Source organism: Kitasatospora sp. NPDC087861, from assembly GCF_044742585.1.
Taxonomy (GTDB): Bacteria; Actinomycetota; Actinomycetes; order Streptomycetales; family Streptomycetaceae; genus Kitasatospora.
Window position 1 is genome coordinate 406,593 of the sequence record NZ_JBIUUS010000002.1, and the last position, 12,068, is coordinate 418,660.

General features: G+C 74.5%; 9 protein-coding genes. All 9 read right to left on the minus strand.

The window, feature by feature from the left end; all coding sequences use genetic code 11:
- Nucleotides 1-35 precede the first annotated feature (35 nt).
- A complete protein-coding gene (locus ACIOJE_RS04510) occupies nucleotides 36-1,724 on the minus strand; it encodes an AMP-binding protein (protein WP_400773253.1) in 1,689 nt (562 codons plus the stop codon).
- Nucleotides 1,721-3,163, minus strand: coding sequence for a class I adenylate-forming enzyme family protein (locus tag ACIOJE_RS04515; RefSeq protein ID WP_400773255.1), 1,443 nt, complete (start codon nucleotides 3,161-3,163; stop codon nucleotides 1,721-1,723). The genes ACIOJE_RS04510 and ACIOJE_RS04515 overlap by 4 nt, the downstream gene beginning before the upstream one ends.
- Nucleotides 3,164-3,169: 6 nt before the next feature.
- Complete coding sequence (locus ACIOJE_RS04520; RefSeq protein ID WP_280682498.1) at nucleotides 3,170-3,430, minus strand: acyl carrier protein; 261 nt, start codon at nucleotides 3,428-3,430, stop codon at nucleotides 3,170-3,172.
- A 39-nt stretch (nucleotides 3,431-3,469) separates the two neighbouring features.
- Nucleotides 3,470-4,846 carry a condensation domain-containing protein gene (locus ACIOJE_RS04525; RefSeq protein ID WP_280682500.1) on the minus strand — a complete coding sequence of 459 codons (1,377 nt, stop codon included), beginning with the start codon at nucleotides 4,844-4,846 and terminating at the stop codon, nucleotides 3,470-3,472.
- On the minus strand, nucleotides 4,834-7,116 hold the full coding sequence (locus ACIOJE_RS04530) for a peptidase domain-containing ABC transporter (RefSeq protein ID WP_280682502.1): 2,283 nt from the start codon (nucleotides 7,114-7,116) through the stop codon (nucleotides 4,834-4,836). The genes ACIOJE_RS04525 and ACIOJE_RS04530 overlap by 13 nt, the downstream gene beginning before the upstream one ends.
- Nucleotides 7,117-7,860: 744 nt before the next feature.
- Complete coding sequence (locus ACIOJE_RS04535; RefSeq protein WP_400773258.1) at nucleotides 7,861-8,757, minus strand: class I SAM-dependent methyltransferase; 897 nt, start codon at nucleotides 8,755-8,757, stop codon at nucleotides 7,861-7,863.
- A 96-nt stretch (nucleotides 8,758-8,853) separates the two neighbouring features.
- Nucleotides 8,854-10,074 carry a cytochrome P450 gene (locus ACIOJE_RS04540; protein ID WP_400773259.1) on the minus strand — a complete coding sequence of 407 codons (1,221 nt, stop codon included), beginning with the start codon at nucleotides 10,072-10,074 and terminating at the stop codon, nucleotides 8,854-8,856.
- A gap of 11 nt (nucleotides 10,075-10,085) precedes the next feature.
- Nucleotides 10,086-11,159 (minus strand): Gfo/Idh/MocA family protein, encoded by a 1,074-nt coding sequence (locus tag ACIOJE_RS04545; protein ID WP_400773260.1) that lies wholly within the window; start codon nucleotides 11,157-11,159, stop codon nucleotides 10,086-10,088.
- 43 nt (nucleotides 11,160-11,202) lie between these two features.
- A complete protein-coding gene (locus ACIOJE_RS04550) occupies nucleotides 11,203-12,045 on the minus strand; it encodes a phosphotransferase (protein WP_400773262.1) in 843 nt (280 codons plus the stop codon).
- Nucleotides 12,046-12,068 lie beyond the last annotated feature (23 nt).

A 12,068-nucleotide genomic window follows, 5' to 3' on the forward strand; every position in this document is an offset into this window, starting at 1 on the left:
TCCTCGGGGGCTTCCGCGCGTGGCCGCGCAGGGCGTCACAGGCGGGGAAGCGTCCCCCGCGCGAGGCGCCGCCTCGTCTCGCCGACCCGCACCTTCCCGCTGGTCGTCACGGGCAGCCCGCCCCGGGGCAGGAGGACGACCTCGGAGACGTACAGGTCGACGGAGACCGCCAGCCGCCGCCGCACCTGGGCGGCCACCTGGATGGCCGGGGGCGTGCCGGGGCCGTCCGCCACCTCCGCGACCAGGCACACCCGGCCGCCGGATTCCCCGTCCTCGACACCGAAGGCGGCGCAGCGCCCGGGCCGCAGGCCCGGCACGTCCTCACAGGCCGCGAGGATGTCCGCCGGGTAGAAGTTCCTGCCGTGGTGGACGAGTACGTCATCGGCCCGGCCGACGACGAACAGGTGGCCGTCATGGGTGAACCCCCGGTCCCCGGTCGCGTGCCACCCGGTCGGGCGGTCCGCCGCCGGCCAGTAGCCGCTGAACAGCTGCGGCCCGCGGATGACGACGTCCCCGACGCGCGGGCCGTCGTCCGGCCCGGCGGCCGTGTCGCGCACCCGCACCTCGGTGCCGGGCAACGGCGTTCCCGAGGAGAGCAGGACGGTGGCGGGTGCCCCCGGCGCGGCCGGAACCACCTCCCCCGCCCGCAGGGCGTCGGTGCGCACGGCCAGCCGGACCGGCGGGCGGCTCGGGGTGCAGGTGGTGACGGTGAGGGTGGCCTCCGCCATGCCGTAGGAGGGGCACAGGCTCCGTGGGGAGAATCCGGCTGCGGAGAACCGCGCGGTGAACCGCTCGGCCGTGGTGGCCCGCACCACCTCGCCCGCGCTGCGGGCGACCCGCCAGGTGCGCAGGTCGAGGGCGGCCAGCTCGCGGTCGGTGACCTTGCGGGCGCACAGCGCGTAGGCGAAGTCGGGCGCGCTGGACAGCGTCCCGCCGTGGGCGGTGATGGCCGACAGCCAGGTTCCCGGACGGCGGGCGAACGCCTCGGGCGGCATCAGGACGGATGCGTAGCCGCTGTAGAGCGGCCTGAGGACTCCGGTGACGAGCCCCATGTCGTGGTGGAGCGGCACCCAGGTCACGGCCACGTCCTCCGGGCCCTCGCCGTAGACGAGCGCGGCCTGGGCACAGGCGGCGTGCAGCGCCCGGTGGCTGATGACGACTCCCTTGGGGGAGCCGGTCGATCCCGAGGTGTACTGCAGGAAGGCGGGGGCGTCGGGCGCGAAGACGGGAGTGTCGGACCCAGGGGCGTCCGGCGGGTGAGCACCGGTGTCCCGGACCGCCCGGTCCGGCCAGCTGTGCACCCCGCCGGGGACGTCGAGGTCCCCCAGCGCCGTGCGGATCGCGTCGCGCCAGGACGCGGTGGTGAGGACCAGGGCAGGGCGGCAGTCGGCGACGATGCCCCGCAGCCGCCGGCCGAACGCCTCGGTCCGCGTGGTCGCCGGGGTGGGCGCGGGAACCGGCACGATCCCCCGTCCGACGGCCGCCAGCAGCACGGCGGCGAAGGACTCGTCGTTCGGCAGCACCAGGACGATCCGGTCGCCCGGGCGGGCCCCGAGGGCGGGCAGCGCCGCGGCGACCGAGGCCACGAGAGCGTGCAGCTGACGGTAGCTCAGGCGGCGTACCGCGTCCCCGTCGAGACAGGTCAGCGCGACCGCGTCGGGCCGGTGCCGCGCATGGCGCACGAGCCAGTCGTGGGCCGTCCCGGGCTGCGGCTCCGCGGTCATCCGCGGCCCTCGGCCCCGGCCCCGGCCCCGGCCCCGGTGAAACCGGCTGCGACACCGGCGAGTTCGGCACGCCGGATCTTGCCGCTGGGGGTGCGGGGCAGCGAGCCGGAGGCCGACAGGACGACCCGGGGCGCGGGCAGGCCGATCCGGCGCGCCGAGGCCTCGATGGCGGGAACCGGGTCGGGGAGCGCGCGGCCGTCGCCGTGCTCCACGAAGCAGACCGGGGCCGGGTCGCCGAGGACGACCGCGTCGGTGACGCCGGGCAGCAGCCGGATCTCGTGTTCGAGTCGGGCGGTGCGCAGCTCCTGCGGGGTCCCGGCCCGGCCGATGACGAACAGGTAGCCGTCGGCGTCGAGGAAGCCGACGTCCCCGGTGGCGTGCACGGGCGCCTCGGACGGGTCCCGGTCGGCGGCGCGCAGCCGGATCCCGATCTCCCCGACCTCCCCCGGCGGCAGCGCCCGGCCGTCGCGGGTGACCTCGATGCGGATCCCGGGCAGCGGACGGCCGACCGAACCGGGCTTGTCCAGCCACTCCGGAGCCGTGATCTCGGTCAGGACGCTCTTCGACGTCCCGTAGTACTCGTGCAGGACCGGCCCGAACAGGTCGATGGCCGCGCGCTTCACCGCCGGCGGGCAGGCCGCGCCGCCGTGGAAGACCACCTGGAACCGCCGGTGCGGGGCCTGCCCCGCCGTGACCAGATCGGTCAGCCGGTCCGGGCTGAGCATGACGCTGTCCGCCGCGTACCGGTCGGCCAGCTCGGCGAACCCGCTGGTGGACCAGGTGCGTTGGACGACGACCGCGCTGCCCGCCTGGAGGGCGTACAGGGCGGGGCCCAGCGTGCCGAGGTGGTAGGTGGGATTGGCCATCAGGTGCGGGCCCCGGCTCAGGCCGGCGCCGTAGCGCTCGGCGACGGCCACCCCCTTGTAGGGCCGGTTGGGGCGGGTCCGGACGACCGCCTGCGGGAGGCCGGTGGTGCCGGAGGTCGCGAAGACGAGGTGGCCCGCGGCGGGTGGCGGGGCCGGAGCGGGGATGGCCGGCGCGTGGGCCACCCCGGCGAGCAGGTCGTCGTCGCCGACGACGGGGCAGGGCAGGGCCGGTCCGCCCGCCGTCGGCGCCCCCGTGGTGAGGTGCAGCGCAACGCCCGCGTCCGTCAGCAGGGACGGGCCCTCGGGGAGGGCCAGCAGGTTCGGGGCGATCGGGAAGAGGCCGTGTCCGTGCCGCAGCGCGGCGAGGACCAGCGCGAAGAAGCGGGGCCCGGTGGGGATGTCGGTGGACAGGATCGTGCCGTCGGGAACGCCCCGGGCCCGCAGGGCGCCCGCCAGGGCGTCCGCGCGGCTGGTCAGCTCGGCGAAGGTGTACGTCTCGTCGTCGGCGACGACGGCCGTACGGTCGGGGGCCGTCCGCGCGGTGGCCCACGGGTCCCAGAGGTGGGGGCGCATGGTTCCTCAGTGTTCGGGTGTCGACAGGGCGGGGGCCGCTTCGGCGAGCATGGCGGCGAGGGAGGTGGCCAGGGCGGCGAGGTCGGGGAGGGCGACGACCAGTTCGTTGTCGACCTCGATGCCCAGGCGTTCCTCCAGCTCGGCGGCGAGTTCGACCGCGGCGACGGAGTCGCCGCCGAGGGAGAAGAAGTCGTCGGTCGGTTCGGCCCGCCGGCCGAACACCTCGCTCGCCGCGGCCAGTACGGCGTCGATCGGGGCGGGGGGCATGGCACCTCCTGGGGTGGGTGAGGAGCGGAACGGGCTTGCTCAGTGGGCGGGTTCGCGCTCCTGGCCGGCCGTCCGCGCGGTGGCGGCGGCCGCGGCGAGCACGTCGTCGAGGAGCGTCTGCGCCAGCGGCCGGGCCACCCGCCGCCCGTCGAAGAGCAGGCCGATGAGGAGCCGGTCACGGAACTCGGCGCACCGCAGGTGCAGTGCGTGGGTGTCCGTGAAGGCGATCCGGCGCAGTGCGTGGGCGTCGGCGGTGACCCGCAGCGGGCCGGTGTCCCGGGAACTCGCGTAGTCGCCCTCGAACCTGCGCAGGTTCACGTAGAGGTCCCGGCTGACCGGGGCGCCGTACTGCGCCTCGGTCTCCCGCGTCAGCGCCGAGATCTCCTCGGCGGTCAGCCGCTGGTGCTTCAGCGCGTTCAGCAGTTGGGCGCGGACCTGCGCCCGTACCGCGTCGGGGTCGCCGCCGGCGTCGGCGACGGTCAGCGGGCAGGAGCCGGCGAACATCCCGACCACGTCCCGGTCCCTGGACGGCCGGGAGTCCATGGAGGTCCACAGCCCCACCTCGGTCCGGCCGGTGCGGGAGGCCAGCGCGTGGACGAAGGAGCCGACCGTCCACTGCAGCAGGCTGAGGCGGCGTTCCGCGCAGGCGCGGCGCAGCGCCCTGGTGGTCCCGGCGTCGAGTTCGGCCCGGAGCCGCCCGCTCTCGGCGGCCGTCGCGGCGGCCGTCGCCGTGCCCGCCGCGGTGTCCGGGCGCGCCCACGGGGTGCGGGCCAGGAACCCGAGGCGCCCCCGCCAGTCGGCCAGGGCCCGCTCCCGCCGGGCCTCGGTGGTGCCGGCCCGTTGCCGGGCGGCGGCCTCCACGAACGACGGAGCACTCTCCGGTACGGGGTCACCGCGCCGGGCGGCCTCGTAGTCGCGCCAGACCTCGTGGCCGAACAGGTGGTGCGCCCGCCCGTCGAAGACGAGGTTCTGGAAGGTCGCGAGCAGCGCGTGCCGGCCCTCGTCGTACCGCAGCAGCCGGATGGCGAACGGCCGCTGCTCGCCGTACTGCCACGGGGCGACGCAGTCGCGCGAGAGCAGGGCCGAGGCATAGCGGGAGAACTGTTCGGGCGAGCCGGCGCCGATCTTCTGGCACTCGACGACCTGTTCCCCCGCGCCGATGGGCCGGGTCCACTGCCGGGGGCTCGGCCCCGGGTCCGGCGGCAGTTGCAGGTGCAGGGCGTCGTGCCGCACCACGAAGGCGCGGACGGCGGTCTGCAGCGCGTCGGTGTCGAGGTCGCCGAGGATCTCGTAGCTCAGCCGGACGTTCTTGTGGGCCCAGGCGCTGGTGCGGGTCTTCGCGTGGAACCAGTCCTGTTCGTAGGTGAGCGGCACGGGGGTGCCGGGCGCCGGCCGGGCGGGGGTCAGGTCAGGCACAGGTACTCCTCCCCGCTCTCCTTGAGGGCGGCGGGCGGGCCCGCCTCGACGATCCGGCCGTCGCGCATGACGATGACCTGGTCGGCGTCGTCCAGCACGGTGAGGCGGTGGGCGATGACGACGACGGTGATCCCGGCGGCCAGCAGGTCGCGCATGATGGCCTCCTCCAGCGCCGGGTCCAGGGCGCTGGTCGCCTCGTCGAGGATGACGAGCTTCGGCTGCTTGGCCAGCGCCCGGGCCAGGACGATCCGCTGCCGCTGGCCGCCCGACATCCCGTGCCCGCCGGGGGCGACCAGGGTGTCGTAGCCCATCGGCATCACCTTGATCTCCCCGTGGATGTGCGCCAGTTGGACGGCGCGCTTCAGGTCGGCCTCGCTGATGTCCTCGCTGCCGAGCAGGATGTTGTCGCGGATCGAGCCGCCGAAGAGGTGGGCGTTCTGGTTGACGTAGCCGATGCGGCGCCGGTACGTCGGCCGGTCGAGTTCGCCGAGGCTCATGCCGTCGACCGTGATCGTGCCGCCGGTGGGGACGTACAGCCCGGCCAGCAGCATGCCCAGGGTGGACTTGCCGGATCCCGAGCGGCCGACGATGGCCACGAACTGCCCCGGCTGGACGTCGAGTTCGACATCGCTGAGGGTGGGCCGGGGGGCGCCGGGGTAGCGGAACGAGACCCCGCTCGCGGCGATCCGGCCCGGCTCGGCGACGCCCGCGCCGACCAGGGCGCCGCGCGGCTCGGGGGCGGCGCGCAGGACGTCGTCGAGCCGGGCGAGGGTGGGCCGGACGGCGGCGAGCTGGGAACCGGCGTCGAACATCCCCTCCAGCGGGATGAACAGGGCGATCGTCAGCGTCATGAAACCCATGGCCTCCCCCAGCGAGTCACGGCCGGTCAGCACCAGCCAGATCCCCACGAGCAGGACGGCGAGGGGGGCGCCGAACTGCACCGTACGGCTGAGGGAGGAGAAGAGGGCGAGGTTGCGGCGGGCGCCCAGGCGCTTGTTGACCTCGTGGACCAGGGTGTGCGACCAGCGTTCCGCGGCCCGGCCCTCCAGGCCGCTGGACTTCAGCGAGGAGATGCTCTCCAGCATCTCCACCAGTTCCTCCTGCGCCTTGGTCTGGCGTTCGAGGACTTCCTGACTCAGCTCCGTCTGGCGGCGCCAGGTGATCACGAGGAGGCCGGCCTGGACGGCGACCAGGGCGGCGACCAGGGCGGCCATCGGAGGGTTGGTCAGGACGATCGCGATCAGGTACGCGACCACCAGCACGCTGTCGAGCACGGCCGAGACGGCGGTCACGCTCAGCACCTGGATGAGGACGTTGCTGGCACGGGCCCGCATCGCCAGGTCACCGGAGTTGCGCACGGTGAAGAAGTCGTAGGGCAGGTCCGCCATGTGACTGACGATCCCGAGGGTGAGCCGCTTCTCGATCACGGCCTGGCGCTTGGCCACCAGGACCGACCTGGCCAGCTGGAGGAGGAAGAAGAGGACTCCGAGCCCGGCTAGCAACGCCCCGGCGCCCCACAGGGTGGCGGTGGAGCCGTCCGGCACCACCCGCTCGACGAGGATCCCCGCGGTGAGCGGCAGCGCGAGTTCGAAGGCCATCAGTCCGGCGGAGGCCGCCAGGAGGAGGACCAGTTCCCGGCGGCCGGGCAGGAACTGGCGCAACCGGCGCCAGGGGCTGCCGGTCTCCGTGCCGCGGGTGGCCGCGGTCGTCCCGTCCAGGGGCGGTTCGAACTCCAGCGCCACCCCGGTGAAGGACTCCGCGACGGACGCCCTGCTGAGGCGCCGTCGCCCGTACGCGGGGTCGACGACGTCCACGTACTCCTTGCCGGCGCCCTCCAGGACCACGAAGTGGTTGAAGTTCCAGAACAGGATCGCGCCGGGCCGCAGCCGCCGCAGGGCGTCCAGGTCGGCGCGCACGCCCCGGCCCTTCACGCCGTACTCGCGGGCGATCTCCAACAGGGTGCGGGCCGACGCGCCGTTGCGGCCGGAGTCGGCCCGGGCGCGGACCGCGTCCAGGGACACGTCGATGCCGTGGTGCCGGAGCACCGTCACCAGGGCGGCGGGGCCGCAGTCGCTGACCTGCGTCTGGAAGCAGACGGACAGCCGCCTGGCGGCCGAGCGGCCGGGAAGTCGCTCACGGACGGCCGCCATCCGCTCGGCGAATCCCACGGGCCGGGGCGCGGCGGGAGGGTGGCCGAGGACCGGCCCGAGACCATCGCGCCTGCGGTGGTGTTCGAGCGCCTCGGGCCGGAAGCGCGATTCACCGGTCATCGATCCCGGTCCCTTTCCTTGCACGTCACCGGCGTGCGCCGGGAAGGACTCCCGGCACACGCCGGTACTGGTGTGTCCCGCCGGCGAGACGCGGACGCGGTGTTCGCGCCTCCCCGGCGGGCCCGGCACGGACTCAGGTCCGCCGCGGTGGGCCGGGCGGGATCACCGCCCGGCCGAGCGGTACCGTCGTCAGATGACGCAGCTGGCGCTCACGGAGAACTGGCCGCCCACGATGTCGTCCAGCTCCTCGTCGGACAGCTCGGTGATGTCGATGTCGTCGAAGTTGTTCATGACGTTTCCCTTCTGAAAAGGCTTCCTCGCGACCGCGGACCGGATTCTGTCGCGGATACGGCGATTTCCTCGATTTCCTCGGGAAGAGCCGCCGGAGACCGGCGGCCGGCCGAAGGCCGCAACAGCACCAGGTCGTGTGGTGAGGGGAAGCACGGATTGATTGTGCCTCAATCTCCCGGTCCGGCTGACCGGATGTCCAAACTGTAGAACCCTGGGCGCCGAACGGGCAAGACCCGAAGTGGCAATTTCTCTGAATTCCCCGAATTCGATGGTCCCACCGGAATCGGGCACGCGAAAGCACCGCGCCCGGTGCGCGGCCCGGGGAATTCGGAAATCCACCGACGATCGACGCAATTTAACGTAGCGGTTTGCGCGCGGAGGTTTTGCGTGCGGAGGTTTTTCGCGCGGAGGTTTCCGTGAAGCGGCGCAGCCGGACGGCATTCCCTGCGGTCGTCAGCGCCGGCAGACGGCGAAGTTCGCCGTGAGCACGTACGGCAGGGTCCCGTCGGGCGCGCGCAGCGCCGCCAGGGCGCTCTCGGCCGCGGCGCGGGCGGCCGGCAGGCGATCGGGCGGGACGCTCTCCCAGAACGCCCTCGCGGCGGTGGACCAGGTCCACGTCCACCAGTGGTCGGTGTCCCGGAAGGTCGCCTCCAGGCGCTCCTCGTACAGCTCGACGGAGGCGAAACCCGCCTCGTCGGCGAGCCTGCGGACGAGCTCCGGGGTCAGCGGAGGGCTCTGCCCCGGGACGGCGGTCTCGATCTCCTCGCGCGTGCCCGGGCCGAAGGGCCTGGTCGCCTCCACCACGCGGCCCCAGCCGGGCGCCTCCGGGCCCCACCAGGAGAGCGCCAGCCGTCCGCCGGGACGCAGCACCGACCGGAACCTGCGGAAGGCCCGGTCGGGTCGGCGGAGGAAGGAGACCAGCATGCCCGCCGTGACGACGTCGAAGCCGCCGGCCGGCGCGTGGAGGGCCGCGCGGTGCGGGTCCTCGACATCGGCGACGTACGTGCGCAGCCAGGGCAGTCGGTGCTCGGCGGACTGCTGCCGCACGCGCTCGACCATCGCCGGGGCGAGGTCGATGCCCGTCACGCTGCCCCGGGGGCCGACCGCGCGGGCCGCCGGGAAGAGGCTCGCGCCGGTGCCGCACCCGGCGTCCAGGACGTGTTCGCCCTCGGCGACCCGGGCGTGCGCCACCAGGAGGCGGCCCGCGGTGGGGAGGAGGTCGATGCCCACGCGGTCGTAGGTGGCCGCGGCACGGTCGAAGAGCCCCGCGATGCGGTCGCCGTCGCGGTCGGGCGCTTCGACGGGCTTGCCCCGGGAGGTCACGGGTGGGGCGGGGGTGGGACTGGGCATGAGGGGCGACTCCTTCCCCGCGGACCCGAGGGGCCCGGGGTCGACGTTCAGTACGGCCGGCGACGGCACCGGCTCCGGCACAGGCTCCGGCACCTACTAGTGGATGCGGACGCGAAGCCCGAGGATGCGGTCGGCGCCCAGCGGCGCGGCCCGCTTGAAGGTGGCGGGGTCGTGGCGCACCTGGATGCGTTCCGTCACGAGGACCCGGCACAGGGCGTCCGTCGCGCCGCGCGCCAGGGCGGCGCCGACGCAGTAGTGGGAGCCGGCGCCGAAGGCCAGCGGGCGGGCCTCGTGGGCGCCCGGCCGCCAGGCGAGGGGGTCGGGGAAGACCGTGGCGTCGAGGTTCGCGGCCGCGAGGATCAGCATGACCCGCTGCCCGGCGCCGACCTGGTGGCCGGCGATCTCCATGTCCTGGAGGGCGTAGCGCGGGGCGAACCGGAACGGGCAGCTGATCCGGAGCACCTCGTCGGTGAACTCCCCCAGCGCGGAGGCGGATTCCGCCTCCGGACCGGCGACGGTCGCCATCTGCTCGCCGCCCCGCATGACCATCTCGGTCAGGATGGCGGCGAGCGGGTCGAGGGTGCCGGTGACGATCTGCGCCGTCACGGCGACCGCGACGTCGTGCCCCAGCCCGGGATCGGCGGCGATGTCCCGCAGGATCACGGCGAGTTCGCCCTCGGCCTGGTCCAGGATGTGCTCGCGCACCTCGGCGCGGGCTCGGTCCAGCGCGGCGTTCGCCTCGCGCGCCAGGTCGTCGTCGGTGTACGACCTGGGCTTGGCCAGATAGGCCATCAGGCCGTCCGTCGCCCGGGCGAGGTCCGTCATGTGGTCGGTGCTGGTGCCGAAGAGCCGGGCCAGCATCGACAGGGAGTAGGGGCGGCAGAACTCGCTGATCCAGTCGCACTCCCCGCCCTGGTCCCGGAGTCCGGTCAGCAGGTCCCGGCAGTCGCCTGCCAGCTCCGCGACGAGGGAGGTGACGTTCCTGCGGTCGAGAGCCGGACGGATGCGGGAGCGGATGTCCTGGTGGTAGGCGCCGGAGCTGAACACCGGCCACAGGGCGACGAAGTCCCGCACCGGCCGGTGCAGGGCGATCTGTTCGTCGGTCAGACCGGTGCCGGCGAGGGGGTCGCGCAGGGTGGCGCTGGTCAGCCCCGGGTGCGTCAGGAGTTCCCGGGCCAGGTCGTAGCCGGTCACGAAGAGCGCCCCGCTGCGCGGGTCCTTCATGGCCGGGACGGTCGCCATGGCCCGCAGGGCCTCGCGGGGGTCCGTCTCGGAGTAGTCGCCGTAGAGCAGGTCGGCGAGTTCTGGGCTGGTCATCGAGGTCTCCTTCACGGCGCGCCGGGTGCGTTCGGGCGTACGGCCCGTCCCGTGCGCGCGGATTCGTACAGGGCGAGCGTCAGGGCGAGTGAGCGGCGTGCCTCCTCCCCGCTCACCGAGGGGGGCCGTCCGTGCTCCACGGCGTCGCAGAAGTCCGCCAGTTGGTCGCGGTGCGGGGTGCCGGGCATGCCCGTGGGGTCGCGCTCCCCGTCATGGCGCAGCGGGAGGTCGGCGCTCTGGTCGCCGGCTCCGTACGCGCCGTACCCGTCCCCGGTGTCGCCGTCCGCGCGGGCGTGGAACCAGGCCATCCGGTCGTCGTCGAGGACCGCGGAGCCCCGGTCGCCGTGGACGGTCAGCCGTGCGGTGCGCCCCGGGTACGCCGCCGTCGTCGCCAGGACGGTGGCCAGCGCGCCGTTCGCGAAGCGGATCACCCCCGCCGCGGTGTCCTCCACGTCGAGGCCCCGGTGGGCCAGCAGCGCCGTACGGGCCGTCACCTCGACCGCCTCGCCCATGATCCACTGGAGCAGGTCGAGGGTGTGGATGCCCTGGTTCATGACCGCTCCGCCACCGTCGAGGCGGAGCGTCCCGCGCCACTGCCCGGAGTCGTAGTAGCCCTGCGACCTCCACCACGGCACCTCCGCGTGCGCGGAGGTGAGGGTGCCCAGGGCGCCCTCGCGGACGGAGTCGTGCAGGAACCTGGCGGCGGGGTCGAACCGGTGCTGGAGGACGACCCCCAGGGTGCGCCCGGTGGACCGGGCCGCCCCGATCAGCCGGTCGGCCGCCTCCAGGCTCACGTCGAGGGGCTTCTCCACCAAGACGTGCTTGCCCGCCCGCAGGGCGGCTTCGCCGATCTCGGCGTGCAGGCCGCTGGGCACGCAGATGCCCACCGCGTCCAGGTCGGGCCGGTCGAGCAGTTCCCGCGTCGTCGCGTGCCACGCGCAACCGTGCTCGGCCGCCAGGGCGCGGGCGCGGTCCGGGCGGTGGCCCGCGACGGCCACCAGGGTGGCCCGTCCGGGCAGCCGGGCGAGGGTCCGGGCGTGGACCCCGCCGATCACTCCTGCTCCGATGATGCCGAATCTGAGCATCCTGTCCTTCCTACCGATCGTGCTGATGGGGGCGCTCCGACGCTCAGGCGGACAGGTCGGCCGGCTCGGGCGCTTCCTCCGCGAGCGCGCTCCCGGAGAGCGGGCTCCCGGAGAGCAGTGCCGCGGTGAGCTCGTCCCGGTGCGCCTCGGTCCACCGGGCGTCGTGTTCGATGCCGTCGGCGACGCCCGACTCCACCAGCCGGACGAAGCCGGGCTCACCCTCCGCCGCCCGCCGCCGGACCAGGTCCAGCGTGAACCGGATCCGGGCCGCGGCGAGCCCGGCCAGGCCCGCGCGCCGATCCGGCGGCAGCCCGTACCCCTCGGCCAGCAGCCGGAGGCGGTGCCCGCGGTCCGGCGGTGTCCGCCACCCGAGGGCCTCGCAACCGCGCTCGTCCGTCAGGGGCGCGAACTGCCAGGCGGCCTGGGCCAGATCCCACTCCGGGATCTCCCGGCCCGCGGCCTCCCAGTCGATGAAGGCGACCGGGAGGCCGTCCACGAAGACGGTGTTGCGCGGTGCGATGTCGTTGTGGCACACGACCGTCTCCGCACCCGAGGTGGCCGGCTCGTACGCCCAGCGGGCGGGCTCCGGGGAGAACCCCTCGGCGGCCCGGTGCACCCGGCGCATCAGGCGCCCGACCTCGAACACCGCGCGGTCCGGCAGTTCCGCCACCTCCGGGCCCTGCGGCACGTGGCCCTCGACGTACTCCAGGACTTCACGCCCCTGCGCGTCGAAGCCGAGCGCCCGCGGGGCGGCGCCGAAACCGACGCTCTCGAAGTGGGTCAGCAGCCCCTGGACCGCCGGCGTCCACGGGCCGGGCGGGCGGCGCACCGTGTCTCCGACGCGCACCACGGTCGATATGCCCACATGCTCTTCCCCGTCCTTCACCGCTCCCACTCCCCTCGTGCCGT